Below are 17843 nucleotides of genomic sequence, written 5' to 3' on the forward strand. Positions count from 1 at the left end.
CGAGTCTTGCGGCCATAGCTGAATGTACGCGCAATGCGTCCGTTGTATCTGGCGCCAATACAATTAGCCGCCTAGGATACGCCTCAGGTTTTCAGGGAGCGTTTGAATGAACAAGACATTGGTTACAAGTGCACTGAGCGCAGCGCTGTTGCTGGCCGGTTGTCAGTCGGTCAACACCACCAGCGGCGGCGCCGTGGGCGTGGAGCGCAAACAGTACATGTTCAGCATGCTGTCCTCGCAAGAGGTCGACCAGATGTACGCGCAGTCGTATCAGAAGACCGTCGGCGAAGCATCGAGCAAAGGTGTGCTGGACAAGACCAGCCCGGAAGCCAAACGCGTGCAGACCATCGCCAATCGCTTGATCGCCCAGGCGCCGACCTTCCGCCCGGACGCGGCGCAGTGGCAATGGGAAGTCAATCTGATCAAGAGCGATGAACTCAACGCCAACTGCGGCCCTGGCGGCAAGATCATTTTCTACACCGGGCTGATCGACAGTCTGAAACTCACCGACGATGAAATTGCTGCAGTCATGGGTCATGAAATCGCCCACGCCCTGCGCGAGCACGGTCGTGAGGCGATGTCGAAGGCCTATGGCATGGAAATGGCCAAGCAGGGCGCCGGCGCCTTGTTCGGTCTGGGGCAGGACAGTCTCGCGCTGGCCGACACCGTGGCCAACTACGGTATGACCTTGCCCAACAGCCGCGCCAACGAAAACGAAGCCGACCTGATCGGCCTGGAACTGGCCGCCCGCGCTGGCTACAACCCGAACGCGGCGATCACCCTGTGGGACGAGATGAGCAAGGCTTCCGAGGGCGCGCCACCGGAATTCATGAGCACTCACCCGGCGTCGAGCAGCCGCATTGCTGCGTTGCAGGCAGCGATTCCGAAGGTGATGCCGTTGTACGAAAAAGCCCCGAAATCCTGATTATCTTTCAGCAAGGCTGATGGCCTCTTCGCGAGCAAGCCCGCTCCCACACTGGATCTGCTTGAACACATAATCTGTGTTCACTGCCATCTAATGGGGGAGGGGGGGTGCTCCCGAAGAACGGCCACACGGTTTATCGACGTGCGTTGTCAAACCCAGCCGCTGCTCTGCATCGCTTTATAAACCGCGACAATCGCCAGAATCATGAACGCCGAAGCCGCGAGGCGGCGGATCAGGGTCAGCGGCAGTTTGTCTGCGGCAAAGTTACCCGCCAGCACAACCGGCACGTTGGCAATCAGCATGCCCACGGTGGTGCCGATAATCACCAGCCACAGTTCCGGATATTGCGCGGCGAGCATCACCGTGGCGATCTGCGTCTTGTCGCCGATTTCCGCGAGAAAGAACGCGATCAGCGTGGTCAGGAACGGCCCGAATTTGCGCGCGGTGCTGGCTTCGTCGTCATCCATTTTGTCTGGAACCAGGGTCCACAGCGCCGTGGCGGCGAAGCTGGCGGCGAGAATCCAGTGCAGAACGGCGTCGGAGAAGAAACTGCCGAACCAGGCACCTACCGCACCGGCTGCTGCGTGGTTGGCCAGCGTCGCGGCGACAATCCCGGCAATGATCGGCCAGGGTTTGCGAAAGCGAGCGGCGAGAATCAGCGCGAGCAGTTGCGTCTTGTCGCCGATTTCGGCCAAGGCAACGATAGCGGTGGGAACGAGTAACGAGTCCAGCATCAGGGATTTCCTAAGGGGCGGGTCGACACGGCTATGACACGTACAGCCTTCCCGCCCCGGGTAAGGTGTGCGTGTCATAGGTCTTGTCAAACCCTGCGATCCGTCTGGTGCGGACGCTTGGGTCGCATACGCCATGATCTGAGGATCAAGTATGTTGACGTATGCCGGACGAGCTTGGCGCTCGTGGGAGACTACTCCCCTAGGACGGAGCGGATTCTGCCTAGGCAAATCCGATTGGGCAAGAACAAATTTTCAACCGCGCTTGGCCCGGTAGATCCGGAAACCATTGCCTTCAGCCTTGATCGCACACACGCCCAGGTGCTCCTCGATCAGCGGCTGATACTTGAGGAAGCTGTTGGCCACAAGACGAAGTTCGCCGCCGTTTTTCAGATGTTTCGCCGCTTTTCGCAACAGATTCTCGGTGGCGAAATAATCGGTGTGCACGCCGACGTGGAACGGCGGATTGCTCAGAATTGCGCTCAAACCCATCGGCGCGGCATCGATGCCATCACCGGTCAGCACTTCCGCTTCCAGGCCGTTGGCGGCCAGCGTCAGACGGCTGCTGGCGGCAGCGAATGCGTCGACATCGAGCAAGGTCACCTGATTGTGCGGATAGCGGCGCTTCACAGCCGCCCCGAGCACACCGGCGCCGCAACCGAAGTCGAGCAGATGGCCGCTCGGCAGTTTGTCCAGATGCTCCAACAGCAGGGCGCTGCCGCGATCCAGTCGACCGTGGCTGAACACGCCCGGCAGGCTGATGACTTTCAACGGGCCTTCGGCCAGCGGCAATTGGTAAGTCTGTGCGAGGCTTTCCAGTGATTTTGCTTCAGGCGCGTTGGCCACGGTGACTTGCCAGAGCTGGCAGTGGCGAGCGCTGTCGAGTTTGCGCGGCTTGCCGAATGGGTTGAGTTGCTTGGACGCGCCCTCGATGCCGCTGCGTTTTTCCCCGACCAGAAACACTTCACGCCCGGCCAGACGCGATGCCACTGCGTTGAGGATGTAATCGGTCAGGTCCTTGGATTTGGGCAGGAACACCACAGCGCTGTCGAATTCGCGCTCCGGAACATTCACACCGAACTGGCTGCGGCCCTCGAAACGCGCGTCCAGCGCGGCTTGATCGCCAGCGTGCCAGCACCAGCCGAACGCGTTGGGCAAGCGCCCGAGCAAGTCATCGGCGGGCAGGCCGGCCAACAGCAGCGAACCCTGGAATAACTCGGCCTGACGAAGCAGTACTTCACTGCGCGGATCCATAACTGCTCCTTGAAAAAAAGTGCCGCAGTTTATCAACTGACGACCCGCAGCGCCTCACCGCTGAAGAACGCCCGGGCGTTTTCGCTCAGTTGGCCGACGATGCGCTGGCGGGCTTCGCGGCTGCCCCAGGCGTTATGCGGGGTGACGATCAGGCGCGCAATGTCGCCGGCCAGAAGAGGATTGCCCATTGTGGGCGGCTCGACGCTCAGCACATCCGTCGCCGCGCCGCCGAGGTGCCCGTTGCGCAGCGCGTCGGCCAGCGCCTGCTCATCGATCAGCCCGCCCCGAGCAGTGTTGACCACGAACGCGCCAGGTTTCAGCGAGGCCAGCTCGCGCGCACCGATGAAATGGCGGGTGTGCTCGTTGAGCGGGCAGTGCAGGGTGAGCGCGTCGATCTGTGGCAGCAGTTCATTCAGTGGCAAGCGATCCGGGCGGGCAGGGCGCCCGGGAATCTGCCCGAGCAGCACGCGCATGCCGAACGCTTCGGCCAGCCGCGCCACGGCGCCACCGAGTTCGCCATGGCCGAGCAGGCCGAGGGTTTTGCCTTGCAGCTCAACGATCGGGTAGTCGAGCAGGCAGAACTGTTTCGCCTGTTGCCAGCGGCCCGCGCCCACAGCTTTCTGATAGTCGGCGAGGCGGGTGGCGAGGTTGAGCAACAACATGATTGTGTGTTGCGCCACCGACGGCGTGCCGTAAGCCTGGCAATTGCACACGGTGATGCCGTGGGCGCGGGCGGCAGTGAGGTCGACGTTGTTGGTGCCGGTGGCGCTGATCAGGATCAGTTTCAGCTGCGGGTTGGCGGCCATGGCGGCCGCGTCGATCACCACCTTGTTGGTGATCGCCACACTGGCGCCTTGCACGCGTTCACGGACCTGCTCCGGCAAGGTCTGGGCGAACAGTTGCAAGTCGCTGAAGCATTCACGCAACGGACCGAGATCCAGATCGCCGAGATCCAGTGAAGGGTGATCAAGGAATACCGCGCGGCGCGTGTTCGTCATCAACTGTACCTTTTGTGCTGTGAGCGGAGGGCGTACTCTGCCGAGCCTAACAGATGAAACAATTGGTTACTTGATGCCGAAGTTTTCAAGTGAGAGCGGGCTTGCTCGCGAAAGCGGTGGGTCAGTCAGCGCAAGGGTTGAAGGTGACATCGCATTCGCGAGCAAGCCCGCTCCCACAGAAATTGCATTTACCGGCTGGCAACAATGTGACCGTTTAATTTAAGAGGAGCCCCCAATGTACTGGACCGAATTCTTGACCGTGGCATTGATCCATTTGCTGGCCGTCGCCAGCCCCGGCCCGGACTTTGCGGTGGTCGTGCGCGAAAGCGTGACCCATGGGCGCCGCGCCGGCACCTGGACGGCCATGGGCGTGGGCACGGCGATTTTCCTGCATGTCGGTTATTCGCTGCTCGGCATCGGTCTGATCGTGTCGCAATCGATTGTGCTGTTCAATGCGCTGAAGTGGGCAGCAGCGGCTTATTTGCTGTACATCGGCTTCAAGGCGTTGCGCGCGCAGCCGGCGAAAACCGTCACCGATGATCTGCACAAGGAAGCCGGCGTGCGCACCGCGCGCGGTGCGTTCACCTCGGGCTTCGTCACCAACGGCCTGAACCCGAAAGCCACGCTGTTTTTTCTCTCGCTGTTCACCGTGGTGATCAATCCGCACACGCCGCTGGCTGTGCAGGCCGGTTACGGGGTGTACCTGGCGGTGGCGACGGCGTTCTGGTTTTGCCTGGTGGCGATGCTGTTCAGCCAACAGCGCGTGCGCGCCGGTTTTGCCCGCATGGGCCACTGGTTCGACCGCACCATGGGCGCGGTGTTGATTGCTCTCGGCGTGAAAATCGCGTTCACCGAAATGCACTGACCGCTAGGCATTTCTTTCTTGTAGGAGCTGACGAGTGCAACGAGGCTGCGATCTTTTGATCTTCTCTTTTCATCAATGAATCAAAAGATCGCAGCCTTCGGCAGCTCCTACAGGTGCCATATTCCATTTTCTTGATACCTGGGATGCTGGCGCAAAGCTAGCATTTGTACGGCTCTGCAAATCATTCCTTTGGCTGATTTGACTGTCATGCAGGCGCACTAGAGTACGAATCTTTCCGCCAACACCGTGCAGTCAGAAAAGGGATTCTTATGTTGCAGACTCGGGTCATTCCGCCGGCCGATGGGGCCTACCAGTATCCATTGCTGATCAAACGGCTGCTGATGTCTGGCGCCCGTTACGAGAAAACCCGCGAAATCATCTACCGCGACCAGCTGCGCTACAGCTATCCGACCTTGATCGAACGCGTTGCGCGGTTGGCCAACGTGCTGACGGCGGCCGGGGTCAAGGCAGGTGACACCGTGGCGGTGATGGACTGGGACAGCCACCGTTACCTGGAATGCATGTTTGCCATTCCGATGATCGGCGCGGTGATTCACACCATCAACGTACGCCTGTCGCCAGAGCAGATTCTTTACACCATGAACCACGCCGAGGACCGCTTCGTGCTGGTCAACAGCGAGTTCGTCGGGCTGTATCAGAGCATCGCGCCGCAGCTGACCACGGTCGAGAAAACGTTACTGCTGACCGATCTTGCGGAGAAAACCGCCGAGCTGCCGAACCTCGTCGGCGAATACGAGCAACTGCTGGCCGCTGCGAGCGCGCAATACGATTTCCAGGATTTCGACGAAAACTCGGTCGCCACCACGTTCTACACCACCGGTACCACCGGCAACCCGAAAGGCGTGTATTTCACCCATCGGCAACTGGTGCTGCACACCATTGGCGTGGCGACGATCATGGGTTCGATCGACAGCGTGCGCTTGCTCGGCACCAGCGACGTCTACATGCCGATCACGCCGATGTTCCACGTTCACGCCTGGGGTTTGCCGTACGTCGCGACCATGCTCGGGCTCAAACAGGTCTATCCGGGGCGTTACGATCCGGAGTATCTGGTGGAGTTGTGGCGCAAGGAGAAGGTCACCTTCTCTCACTGCGTGCCGACCATCCTGCAGATGCTGCTCAACGCCAAAGCCGCCCAGGAAACCGATTTTGCCGGGTGGAAAATCGTCATTGGCGGCAGCGCGCTCAACCGCAGCCTCTACGAAAACGCCAAGTCGCGCGGCATTCAACTGACGGCCGCGTACGGCATGTCGGAAACCGGTCCGCTGGTGTCCTGCGCGCACCTTAATGACGAGCTGATGGCTGGCAGCGAGGACGAGCGCACCACTTACCGGATCAAGGCCGGCGTGCCGGGGCCGTTGGTCGAAGCGGCGATTGTCGACGGCGAGGGCAACTTCCTGCCGGCCGACGGCGAAACCCAGGGCGAGCTGGTGCTGCGCGCGCCGTGGCTGACCGAAGGTTATTTCAATGAACCGCAGAAGGGGGCCGAGCTCTGGGCCGGTGGCTGGCTGCACACCGGCGACGTCGCCACGCTCGACAGCATGGGCGTGATCGATATTCGTGATCGCATCAAGGACGTGATCAAGACCGGCGGCGAGTGGATCTCCTCCCTAGACCTCGAAGACCTCATCAGCCGCCACGCGGCGGTACGCGAAGTAGCAGTGGTGGGCATCGCCGATCCGCAGTGGGGCGAGCGCCCGTTTGCCTTGCTGGTGGTCCGCGAAGGGCATGTAATTGGCGCACGGGAACTGAAGGAACACCTCAAGCCATTCGTCGAGCTGGGGCACCTGAGCAAGTGGGCGATTCCCAGCCAGATCGCCCTTGTTACCGAAATTCCCAAGACCAGTGTCGGCAAGCTCGACAAGAAGCGCATCCGCCTCGACATCACCGAATGGCAAGCCAACAACAGCACCTTCCTTTCGACACTTTGAGTGTCTGCTGGCGCGCCGAAACCGGCGTGCCAGACCCACCAAGCAAGCGCTTGGCTTGTGAAATCGAAAAAATCAGCCATCCTTGCCGTGCCGACTTGTGTCGGACTGGCGAAAGGACTGTTCCAGAGTGGTTGGCGGCTGCAAATCACACTTTAGAGGGATCAAGCACTACCACCCGCTGGCTATAGTCCGCTCAAGGACTTTTTGAAAACGGAGCACACGCACTGAACGGGGCGAGCAACTCTGGAGCGATTTCGGGCAGCCCTGGCGCCCGGTCCTCCACAGCGTTTTTAAAAGTACTCACTGCCATAACAATAATGCACATGGAGTAGCGTCGATGACCTCAGTAAACCAGTTCTGGCGCCGGGCGAAACTGCCTCTGGCGGTCAGCCTTGCCTCCTCGCTCGCCGGACCTGCATTCGGCGTCAGTTTCAACGTCGGTGAAATCGAAGGCCAGTTCGACTCGTCCCTGTCGATCGGTGCCAGTTGGTCTACTCAGAGCCCGAACAAGAACCTCATCGGCGTCAACAACGGCGGCCATGGCCTGTCGCAGACCTCCGATGACGGTCACGCCAACTTCAAGAGTGGCGAAACCTTTTCGAAAATCTTCAAGGGCATCCATGACCTTGAATTGAAATACGGCGACACCGGCGTGTTCGTCCGTGGCAAGTACTGGTACGACTTCGAACTGAAGGACGAGAGCCGCCAGTTCAAGGACATCAGCGACAGCAACCGCAAAGAGGGCGCCAAGTCCTCCGGCGGGCAGATCCTCGACGCCTTCGTCTACCACAACTATGCGATTGCCGATCAGCCGGGCTCCGTGCGTCTGGGCAAACAGGTCGTGAGCTGGGGTGAAAGTACCTTCATCGGCGGCGGCATCAACTCGATCAACCCGATCGACGTCTCCGCGTTCCGTCGCCCAGGCGCCGAGATCAAGGAAGGCCTGATTCCGGTCAACATGTTCTACGTGTCGCAGAGCCTCACCGATAACCTCTCGGCCGAAGCGTTCTATCAACTGGAATGGGATCAGACCGTCGTCGACAACTGCGGCACCTTCTTCTCCCAGCCGGACATCGTTGCCGACGGTTGCGACAACAATCTGCGCGTGCTGAACAAACGTTCGCAGATTCCGGCCATTGCTCTGGGGCCATTGGCCAATGCCGGCGTCGATGTGAACCAGGAAGGTGTCCTGGTGCGCCGAGGGCCGGACCGCGACGCACGTGACAGCGGTCAGTGGGGCGCCTCCCTCAAATACATGTTCGAGCCACTCGACACCGAGTTCGGCGCCTACTTCATGAACTACCACAGCCGTGCGCCGATCTTCAGCGCCACCGGCGCACCGCAGTCGGTCTACAACAGTGCCGCCGCGTTGCCGGGGCCGTTCGCCGCGCTCGCGCCGCTGCTGGTGGCGGGCAACTCCAATTACTTCATCGAATATCCTGAAGACATTCGTCTCTACGGTCTGAGCTTCTCCACCACCCTGCCTACCGGTACGGCGTGGAGCGGTGAGATCAGCTACCGTCCGAACGCGCCGGTGCAATTGAACTCCACCGACATCCTGTTTGCCGGCGTACGTCCACTGGGCGGTGCACTGACCAACGCTTCGCTGCTGACCGGCGTGCCGGGTCAGGATCTGCATGGCTACGAGCGCAAGGAAATCACCCAACTGCAAACGACCTTCACGCACTTCTTCGATCAGGTCATGGGCGCCAGCCGTCTGACCCTCGTCGGTGAAGTCGGCGCGACCTACGTCGGTGGCCTGGAAAGCCGTTCCGACAAGCGTTATGGCCGCGATCCGGTCTACGGTCCGGGTGAGTTGCCGGCCACTGGCACAGTCGATACCTGCGCCAACATCCTTAACGCCAGCACCATCAACGGCGCAGGCCCTGGTTCGCCGCAAAACAATCGCAGCCGCAATTGCGACAACGACGGTTTCACCACCTCGATGTCGTGGGGCTACCGTGGTCGTGCCATCTGGGAATACAACGACGTGTTTGCCGGTGTGAACCTCAAGCCGAACGTGGCCTGGTCCCACGACGTCAGCGGTTACTCGCCAGGCCCTGGCGGCAACTTCGAAGAAGGTCGCAAGGCGGTCAGCCTGGGCGTCGATGCCGAATACCAGAACACCTACACCGCGAGCCTGGCTTACACCAATTTCTTCGATGGCAAGTACACCACCGTGGATGACCGCGACTTCGTGGCGCTCAGCTTCGGCGTGAACTTCTAAGCACTGCATTTCAGGACGAACGAATTTATGAAAATAACAAAGAGTCTGTTCCACGCCGGTGTTCTGGGTCTGTCGCTGCTTGCGACCAGCGTCATGGCGGCGGTGCCTGCTGCCGAAGCGGATAAACTGGGCAAGAGCCTGACGCCGATGGGCGCGGAAATGGCGGGTAATGCCGATGGTTCGATCCCGGCCTGGAAACCGCTGCCGAAAAATGCCGGCAGCGTCGACAGCAAGGGCTTCCTGTCCAACCCTTACGCCAGTGAGCAGCCGCTGTTCACCATCACAGCCAAGGATGTCGACAAGTACAAGGACAAGCTTGCCCCGGGCCAGTACGCGATGTTCAAGCGCTACCCGGAAACCTTCAAGATGCCGGTCTATCCGTCCCATCGCGGCGCCACCGTGCCGGATAACGTGTTCGCGGCCATCAAGAAGAACGCCACCAGCACCAACCTGGTGTCGGGCGGCAACGGTCTGGAAAACTTCGATACCGCCGTGCCGTTCCCGATTCCGAAAACCGGTGTGGAAGTGATCTGGAACCACATCACCCGCTATCGTGGCGGCAGCGTGACCCGTCTGGTGACCCAGGCCACGCCGCAACCGAACGGCTCGTACAGCCTGGTCTACTTCCAGGATCAGTTCGTGTTCCGCGACAAGATGAAGGACTACGATCCGGCGAACCCGGGCAACATCCTGTTCTACTTCAAGCAGAAAGTGACCGCGCCGGCGCGTCTGGCCGGTGGCGTTCTGTTGGTGCACGAAACTCTCGATCAGGTGAAAGAGCCGCGTTCGGCATGGGTCTACAACGCCGGTCAGCGCCGCGTGCGTCGTGCACCGCAAGTGTCATATGACGGCCCGGGTACTGCCGCCGACGGCCTGCGTACCTCTGACAACCTCGACATGTACAACGGTGCTCCGGATCGTTACGACTGGAAGCTCGAAGGCAAGAAAGAGATGTACATCGCTTCCGACAGCTACAAGCTCGACGATCCGAAGCTCAAGTACTCGGACATCATCAAGGCCGGTCACATCAACCAGGACCTGGCACGTTACGAGCTGCGCCGCGTCTGGCATGTCGTCGCGACCCTGAAGGAAGGTCAGCGCCATATCTACGCCAAGCGTGACTTCTACATCGACGAGGACACCTGGCAAGCAGCGGTGATCGACCACTACGACGGTCGTGGCCAACTGTGGCGCGTAGCCGAGGCGCATGCCGAGAACTACTACGACAAGCAAGTGCCGTGGTACGCCCTCGAAACCCTCTACGACCTGCAGTCCGGCCGTTACCTGGCACTGGGCATGAAGAACGAAGAGAAGCAGGCGTATGACTTCGGCTTCACCGCCACCACCAGCGACTTCACCCCGGCGGCTCTGCGTCAGGACGGTGTTCGCTAAACCTGCGTAAACCCGAGGCAGCATCCTCGTGAAAACGCCCCGACCGGTTCGGGGCGTTTTTTTGCGTGCGGCTTGCGCCGCACCGCTCATGTAGGAGCTGCCGAAGGCTGCGATCTTTTGACTTTGCCTTTGCAACAGCAAAAGCGAGATCAAAAGATCGCAGCCTTCGGCAGCTCCTACAGGGAAGGCGGGTGGATGTAGCCTTTTTGTAGCCATTTGTAGCAGCAACCTTCATAACCGGTTCGATTAAGGCTAGGCTGCGGACATCTGCAACGCCGCCAATCGCCTTCGAACAAGAGCCGGCCATGACTGATCTGTCCCCACTTCCGGGTCCCGCAAGCATTACCGTCGCCGCACTGGACGGGCGTTTTTTCCGCCCGCCGCTGCCTGACGGCTATGTTCTGCGACCGCGCCTTTGCCAGCGCCTGCAGGCCGGGCTCGGTGGGCGGTTGCTGTTGGTCAGCGCCCCGGCCGGGTTCGGCAAGAGTTCGCTGGCAGTGGAGTTCTGTCAGAGTCTGCCGGCGCATTGGCAAAGTCTCTGGCTGGGTCTGAGTCCGCGAGACAGCGATCCGGGGCGGTTTCTTGAACGCTTGCTTGAAGGTCTGCAAGACTATTTTCCCGCGTTGGGCGCGGGCGCTCTCGGGCTGTTAAAAATGCGTCAGCGCCATCAGCCGTTTGCCTTCGAAGAGTGGCTCGACGGACTGCTCGATGAGCTGGCGCTGCATCTCGATCCTGCTGCGCCGTTGCTGCTGGTGCTCGACGACTACCACCTTGCCCAGGGGCCAGTGCTGGATCGTTGCCTGCAATTTTTTCTCAATCATCTTCCCGATGGCCTGCTGGTGATGGTCACCAGCCGCCAGCGCCCGGACTGGCATCTGGCGCGTTTGCGCCTGTCGCGGCAGTTGCTTGAGTTGCACGAACAGGATTTGCGCCTGACCCACGACGAAGCACTGACCTTGCTTGATCGCCACAGCAGCTCACTGCGCGGCGAAGCGCTGGAAAACCTGATCCAGCGCAGCGAAGGCTGGGTCGCCGGCCTGCGCTTCTGGCTGCTGGCGGCGTCCGAAGCGGGCAACGATGCCGCGCTGCCGCAAGCGCTGAATGGCGGCGAAGGCCTGATTCGCGACTATCTGCTCGAAGAGGTCATCGATTGCCTGCCCGCCGAAGTGCAATCGTTTCTCTACGAAACCGCCCCGCAGGAACGCTTTTGCAGCGAACTGTGCGACGCCGTCCGCGAAGCCCACGACAGCGCCGAGATCCTGCGCTTTCTGCTTGCCCATCAGGTTTTCCTGGTGCCGCTGGACGAGCACGGCCACTGGTATCGTTATCACCATCTGTTTTCTGACTTGTTGCGCAGTCGGCCGATCGCGCAGGCGATGGTGCCGACCGCCTCCCTGCATTTGCGCGCCTGCCGCTGGTTCAATGCCCAGGGCTTGCTCGACGAAGCGGTGGAGCAGGCCTTGCGCGCCGGGCATCTGGATGTCGCGGCGAACCTGGTACAGAACCTGTCCGAGGAACAACTGCTTGCCGAGCAGAACGTCGGCATGCTGTTGCGCTGGAAAATGGACTTGCCCGACAGCCTGCTGATCAGTACGCCACGGCTGATCGTGCTCTACAGCTGGGCACTGGGCCTGGCCTGTCAGCTCGATGCTGCCGAAGAGCTGGCCAGCCATTTGAGCCGCTTCCTGCCGGCGCCTTCTGCTACCGCGCAGAAATCGATGCTGGCGCAATGGCTGGCGCTGAGCGGGATCATTGCCCGCGGGCGCGGCCATCGCGAATTGACGCTGCGCTATTGCAGCGAAGCGTTGGAGAGCCTGCCGGCCAAGCGCTATGGCCAGCGCCTGATGTGCTTGTCGACGCTGTCCAATCTGGCGATCGCCGACGGTGATTTATGGCGCGCCCGTGGCTTGAACCGTGAATCCCTTGAGCTGGCGCAACGGGTTGGCAATCCCTTGTTCGAAGCGCTGGCGCATTACGACCGTGCCCGGGTTTTACAGTCGCGTGGCGAAATATTGCGAGCGCTTGATGAGGTGCATCAGGGCCTGGAGCGCTTGCGTGGATTGTCGCCGCAACGACTCTACGCCGTGCGCGCGCGGTTGACGCTGTACGAGGGTTTTCTGCTGGCAATGCGTCTGCAGCCTCAGGCTGCACGCGTGCGTCTGCTGGCGGGGATTGGCGAAGCGCGGGCCTGTCGTGACATCAGCGTGCTGATCGGTCACTGCGTGATCGCCCGCCTGGATGGCGCCAGTGGCGAGTTCGCCAAGGCCTTTGCCGAGCTTGCCGAAGCCGAACGCCTGATGCACATCTGGGACGTGCCGCCGATCTACTATCTGGCGATGATCACCCTGGTCAAATGCGAGCTATGGCTGGCCCAGGGCCGCATCGATCTCGCCGAAGCGTGGCTCGCGCGACTGGGTCAGACCTATACCGGCGAACACGCTGCCGCACCGCCAGAGTTTCATCCACAGCTGCCACTGCACGTGGAGCTGCAACAGGCGCTGCTCGATGTGATTCAGGGGCAGCCGATGCTCGCCGAAGGGCGCTTGAACGTGTTGCATGAAAACGGCCAGCTGACCGGGCGCCAGTTGCTCAGTGTGATGGCGTTGACGCAGAAGGTGGCGCTATTGCTGTCGAGCGGACGAGAGCTCGAGGCGCGCAAAACCTTGAATTTGGCGCTGGAAGCCGCTGCAGGCGGTGTCTATCAACCTTTTGATGCACTGCTCAGAAGCCATGCCGACTGGTTGCGAGGGCAATTGCAGGCGCTCACTTGCAACGCGGTCAGCCAGCAATTGCTCACGCATTTTCCAACGGTTGCTCCGCGCCCGAGCGGGGAAAGCTCAGCGACCGAACAACTCAGCAGCCGTGAGTTGGCAGTACTGCGCCTGATTGCTCAGGGCTGTTCGAATCAGGAAATCAGCGAGCAGTTGTTCATTTCCCTGCACACCGTGAAAACCCACGCCAGCCACATCAACAGCAAGCTCGGGGTCGAGCGGCGTACGCAGGCGGTGGCGCGGGCGAAGGCGTTGGGGTTATTGCTTTAGCAACGGTAAAATTTGCCATCGGCCGTTGCCAACGGTGTTTAACCTGCCCAGGATTTTTCCATGACCACGCCCAGCCCTGCGCTTATCCGCGAAACCTTCCCCGTCGGCCCGCTCCAGTGCAACTGCACGATCATCGGCGACCCCATCACAAAAAAAGCCATCGTCGTCGATCCGGGCGGTAACCCTGATCTGATCATGGCGCGCCTCGACGCCCATGGTCTGAAAGTCGTCAGCATCATCCACACCCACGCGCACCTCGACCACTTTCTGGCGTCCGGGCAGATGAAGGAGAAAACCGGTGCGACGCTGCATTTGCACAAGCAAGACCAGTTCCTTTGGGACAACCTGGAGATGCAATGCCAGATGTTCGGCGTGCCTTACACCCCGGTACCGTCGCCGGATCGTTGGCTGAGCGATGACGAAGAACTGGCCTGCGGCTGCGGCGTGGCGCTGCACACGCCGGGACATACACCGGGTTCCATGAGCTTCTGGTTTTCCGAGGCTAAGCTGTTGATAGCCGGCGACACGCTGTTTCGTCGCGGGGTAGGGCGCACGGATTTATGGGGCGGCGATCAGGCAACCATCGTGCGTTCGATCAAGCAGCGGCTGTACACGCTGGATGAGGAGGCAACCGTGGTGACCGGCCATGGGCCGGACACTCGCTTGGGCGACGAGATGCGCGAGAACCCGTTTGTGCGTGCCTGAATTTTTTGTCACGGGCAGCGGGCGGAATTTTTAGGCATTGTCATGATCCAACGCCCGCACGGGTCCATTCATCGATGGCCGCTGCACCATAGAATGCAAAAAATGTAGGAGCTCTCCATGTTCACCACGCGTCGTTTGATTATTGTCGCTACTGCCGTGGCCGTGCTGTCCGGCTGCGCCTCGCCTAACCCGTATGACAATCAGGGGCAGGCCGACGGTGGCTCGCAAGGCATGAGCAAAACCGCCAAATACGGTGGCCTCGGTGCGCTGGCCGGCGCGCTCGCCGGTGCCGCCATCGGTCACGACAACCGTGGCAAGGGCGCCTTGATCGGCGCTGCCGTGGTTGGTGCCTCCGCGGCCGGCTACGGCTATTACGCCGACCAGCAGGAAAAGAAACTGCGCGCGAGCATGGCCAACACTGGCGTTGAAGTGCAGCGTCAGGGCGATCAGATCAAGCTGATCATGCCGGGCAACATCACTTTCGCCACCGATTCGGCGAACATTGCCCCGAGCTTCTACCAGCCGTTGAACAACCTGGCCAACTCGCTGAAGGAATTCAACCAGAACCAGATTGAAATCGTCGGCTACACCGACAGCACCGGCAGCCGCCAGCACAACATGGACCTGTCCCAGCGTCGTGCGCAGAGCGTGGCGACCTACCTGACGTCGCAAGGCGTCAGCGGCGCCAACCTGTCGGCCCGTGGCGCCGGCCCGGATAACCCGATTGCCAGCAACGGTGACGTCAATGGCCGCGCGCAAAACCGCCGGGTTGAAGTCAACCTGAAGGCGATTCCGGGCCAGCAATATGGTGGTCAGCAGCAACAGCCGGGTACGGTGCAGCAGTATCCGTAAACGATTGCCTGATTGAAGAAATGCCCGATCCTGTGATCGGGCATTTTTTTTGGCTGGGCAGTGCCGGCCTCTTCGCGGGCAAGCCCGCTCCCTCAGGTATTGGCGGTGGCCACAAAATCTGTGTCCCACACCTGACCCCTGTGGGAGCGGGCTTGCCCGCGAAGAGGCCAGTGTTGTCACCGCAAAATCAGCCGATACAAAAAAGCCCCCGGACAACAGCATTGTCCGGGGGCTTTTTGTTGGGCGCGAACCCTGATTACTTCTTCAAACCATAGTGCTCATCGAGCATGCCCGGTGAATTTGGCGATTTCGGTGCGTAATCACGCGGCGGTTCCTGATCGCGCGGTGGCGTCAGGCGTTCGCGTGGTGCCTGCGCCGCGTCAGCGTGCAGGGCGGCGATCAGGCGCTGGCGGGTCTGCTCGTCCAGGGCCAGACGATTGGCGCCCTCGGCGAGGTGGTCCTGCACTTCCTGATAGCTCTGGGTCAGCTTCTTGACCAGCATCGCGGTGCTGTTGAAGTGGGTGACCACTTCGTTCTGATAACTGTCGAAACGCTCCTGGATATCATCCAGTTGACGCTGCGTACGGCTCGGTGCGGCGTTCGGCGCAACGCGCGCGATCAGGAATCCAATGGCGACACCCACAACCAGGGCAAGAGTCGGTAACAACCAAACTAAGAGCGAGTGTTCCACGAGTCCTTCCTCTATAAACGGCTTTGCTTTACGTTAACGGCTCGAACCTGCGCTGTATACCGCGATTCACTCGCAATAGATCGGCACAGACAATTTGCTAGACGAGTCGACCCGATTCGAGGTCACGGAGTTCCTCCCTTGCTGATGCGCGAAACCCCTGTAGTGATTGACGGCCCGGTGGGTCAACTGGAGTCCCTGTACCTGGATAGCGAGCAGCCGCGCGGCATCGCGCTGATCTGCCATCCGAACCCGGTGCAGGGTGGCACCATGCTCAACAAGGTGGTCTCGACCCTGCAGCGCACCGCGCGTGACGCAGGCCTGATCACCTTGCGCTTCAACTATCGCGGCGTCGGCGCCAGCCAGGGCACGCACGACATGGGCACCGGTGAGGTCGACGACGCTCAGGCGGCCGCCACATGGCTGCGCGAAAAACACCCGAACCTGCCGCTGACCCTGTTCGGTTTCTCCTTCGGCGGATTTGTTGCAGCAAGTCTCGGTGGCCGCCTCGAAGCACAGGGCGTGCAGATTCAGCACCTGTTCATGGTTGCCCCGGCGGTGATGCGTCTGGGCGAGCAGGATCAACTGCCGCAGCACGGCGCATTGACCGTGATCCAGCCGGAAACCGACGAAGTCATCGATCCGCAACTGGTCTACCAATGGTCGGAACAACTCCAGCGCCCCCATGAGCTGCTGAAAGTGGCAGAATGCGGACACTTTTTTCACGGCAAGCTGACCGATCTCAAGGATCTGCTGCTGCCGCGTATCTCGAATTGATTGCAGTCTGACAAGCGATTACCCATGACCAACCGTACCCGCATTCTCACCGGCATCACCACCACCGGCACGCCGCACCTGGGCAACTACGCCGGCGCCATCCGCCCGGCAATCCTTGCCAGCCGCGACAGCCAGGCCGATTCGTTCTACTTCCTGGCCGATTACCACGCTTTGATCAAATGCGATGACCCGCTGCGCATCCAGCGCTCGCGTCTGGAAATCGCCGCGACCTGGCTGGCCGGTGGCCTCGATGTCGATCGCGTGACCTTCTACCGCCAGTCCGATATCCCGGAAATCCCTGAGCTGACCTGGCTGCTGACCTGCGTCGCCGCCAAAGGTCTGCTCAACCGTGCGCACGCCTACAAGGCCTCGGTGGACAAGAACGTAGAAACCGGCGAAGACCCGGACGCCGGTATCACCATGGGCCTCTACAGCTACCCGGTGCTGATGGCCGCAGATATCCTGATGTTCAACGCGCACAAGGTGCCGGTCGGTCGCGATCAGATTCAGCACGTGGAAATGGCCCGAGACATCGGCCAGCGTTTCAACCACCTCTTCGGCCAAGGCAAAGAATTCTTCACCATGCCCGAAGCGCTGATCGAAGAAAGCGTGGCGACGTTGCCGGGCCTCGACGGTCGCAAGATGTCGAAGAGCTACGACAACACCATCCCGCTGTTCTCCAGCGCCAAGGAGATGAAGGACGCGATCTCGCGGATCGTCACCGACTCCAAGGCCCCGGGCGAAGCCAAGGATCCGGACAACTCGCACTTGTTCACGCTGTTCCAGGCCTTCGCTACCCCGGCGCAGGCTGACGAATTCCGCAGCGAACTGCTCGGTGGTCTGGGTTGGGGCGAGGCGAAGAATCGTCTGTTCCAGTTGCTCGACAGCGATCTGGGCGAGGCGCGCGAGAAATATCACCAGTTGATCGAGCGCCCGGCGGACCTGGAAGACATTCTGCAGATCGGCGCAAAGAAGGCCCGCGCCGTGGCCACGCCGTTCCTCAATGAATTGCGCGAAGCCGTTGGCCTGCGTTCTTTCGTCAATCAGGTTCAGGTCGCCGCGACCACCAAAAAGAAGGCCGCGAAAGCCGCGCGTTTCGTCAGCTTCCGCGAAGCTGACGGCAGCTTCCGTTTCCGTCTGTTGGCGGCTGATGGCGAGCAACTGTTGCTGTCGCGCAACTTCGCTGACGGCAAAACTGCCGGGCAGGTGACCAAGCAGCTGCAGTCCGGTGAGCCGCTGGACGTGCGTACTGAAGAACTGAGCTTCAGCGTCTGGCTGGCGGGTGAGTGCGTCGGCGACAGCCCGGCGTTCGCCGACGCGGCTGCGCGGGACGCGGCCATTGCGGCACTGCGCGTCGCGCTGACTCCAGCTCAGGACTGATCGGCGGCACGACCCGACCAAGGGCCGATTGCCATTCCTGCGGGCCGTCGCTACAG

14 protein-coding genes and 1 riboswitch are annotated in these 17843 nt (G+C 60.9%); of the genes, 10 read left to right on the top strand and 4 right to left on the bottom strand.

What is annotated here, in order from left to right; all coding sequences use genetic code 11:
* Nucleotides 1-106 precede the first annotated feature (106 nt).
* Entirely contained in the window at nt 107-925 is an 819-nt protein-coding gene (locus CXF97_RS25050) for a M48 family metallopeptidase (RefSeq protein WP_101161931.1), read from the top strand.
* Between the two features lie 149 nt (nt 926-1074).
* Here the strand turns inward: CXF97_RS25050 and CXF97_RS25055 are convergent, their stop codons facing one another.
* The 3 genes from CXF97_RS25055 to CXF97_RS25065 form a co-directional block, all read right to left on the bottom strand.
* The gene (locus tag CXF97_RS25055; protein WP_042609731.1) at nt 1075-1659 is read right to left on the bottom strand and encodes a TMEM165/GDT1 family protein; all 585 of its coding nucleotides are present in this window, start codon (nt 1657-1659) and stop codon (nt 1075-1077) included.
* Nucleotides 1660-1748: 89 nt separating this feature from the next.
* Nucleotides 1749-1871, bottom strand: a riboswitch (yybP-ykoY riboswitch).
* 40 nt (nt 1872-1911) lie between these two features.
* On the bottom strand, nt 1912-2910 hold the full coding sequence (locus CXF97_RS25060) for a class I SAM-dependent methyltransferase (protein WP_101161932.1): 999 nt from the start codon (nt 2908-2910) through the stop codon (nt 1912-1914).
* A gap of 32 nt (nt 2911-2942) precedes the next feature.
* Nucleotides 2943-3908: a 2-hydroxyacid dehydrogenase gene (locus CXF97_RS25065; RefSeq protein ID WP_101161933.1), complete on the bottom strand. Its 966-nt coding sequence runs from the start codon at nt 3906-3908 to the stop codon at nt 2943-2945.
* A gap of 235 nt (nt 3909-4143) precedes the next feature.
* Between CXF97_RS25065 and CXF97_RS25070 the strand changes: the two genes are divergently transcribed.
* From CXF97_RS25070 to CXF97_RS25100, 7 genes are all read left to right on the top strand, one after another.
* Nucleotides 4144-4773 carry a LysE family translocator gene (locus CXF97_RS25070; RefSeq protein WP_101161934.1) on the top strand — a complete coding sequence of 210 codons (630 nt, stop codon included), beginning with the start codon at nt 4144-4146 and terminating at the stop codon, nt 4771-4773.
* A gap of 269 nt (nt 4774-5042) precedes the next feature.
* Complete coding sequence (locus CXF97_RS25075) at nt 5043-6725, top strand: fatty acid--CoA ligase (RefSeq protein ID WP_101161935.1); 1683 nt, start codon at nt 5043-5045, stop codon at nt 6723-6725.
* A gap of 337 nt (nt 6726-7062) precedes the next feature.
* Nucleotides 7063-8952 (top strand): DUF1302 domain-containing protein, encoded by a 1890-nt coding sequence (locus CXF97_RS25080; RefSeq protein WP_101161936.1) that lies wholly within the window; start codon nt 7063-7065, stop codon nt 8950-8952.
* Nucleotides 8953-8979: 27 nt separating this feature from the next.
* Nucleotides 8980-10344: a DUF1329 domain-containing protein gene (locus tag CXF97_RS25085; protein WP_101161938.1), complete on the top strand. Its 1365-nt coding sequence runs from the start codon at nt 8980-8982 to the stop codon at nt 10342-10344.
* A gap of 305 nt (nt 10345-10649) precedes the next feature.
* Nucleotides 10650-13385, top strand: coding sequence for a LuxR C-terminal-related transcriptional regulator (locus CXF97_RS25090; protein ID WP_101161939.1), 2736 nt, complete (start codon nt 10650-10652; stop codon nt 13383-13385).
* Nucleotides 13386-13445: 60 nt separating this feature from the next.
* Nucleotides 13446-14090 (top strand): MBL fold metallo-hydrolase, encoded by a 645-nt coding sequence (locus CXF97_RS25095; protein ID WP_101161940.1) that lies wholly within the window; start codon nt 13446-13448, stop codon nt 14088-14090.
* A gap of 117 nt (nt 14091-14207) precedes the next feature.
* Entirely contained in the window at nt 14208-14942 is a 735-nt protein-coding gene (locus CXF97_RS25100; protein ID WP_041479972.1) for an OmpA family protein, read from the top strand.
* Between the two features lie 256 nt (nt 14943-15198).
* On the opposite strand, the gene CXF97_RS25105 is transcribed toward CXF97_RS25100, so the two are convergent.
* A complete protein-coding gene (locus CXF97_RS25105) occupies nt 15199-15633 on the bottom strand; it encodes a YhcB family protein (RefSeq protein ID WP_016773251.1) in 435 nt (144 codons plus the stop codon).
* Nucleotides 15634-15777: 144 nt separating this feature from the next.
* On the opposite strand from CXF97_RS25105, the gene CXF97_RS25110 reads away from it, so the two are divergent.
* Both CXF97_RS25110 and CXF97_RS25115 read left to right on the top strand, forming a co-directional pair.
* Entirely contained in the window at nt 15778-16407 is a 630-nt protein-coding gene (locus tag CXF97_RS25110) for an alpha/beta hydrolase (protein ID WP_101162253.1), read from the top strand.
* A 24-nt stretch (nt 16408-16431) separates the two neighbouring features.
* Nucleotides 16432-17787, top strand: coding sequence for a tryptophan--tRNA ligase (locus CXF97_RS25115; protein WP_101161941.1), 1356 nt, complete (start codon nt 16432-16434; stop codon nt 17785-17787).
* The last annotated feature ends 56 nt before the right edge of the window (nt 17788-17843 follow it).

It is taken from the genome of Pseudomonas sp. Choline-02u-1, assembly GCF_002836515.1.
Lineage (GTDB): Bacteria > Pseudomonadota > Gammaproteobacteria > Pseudomonadales > Pseudomonadaceae > Aquipseudomonas.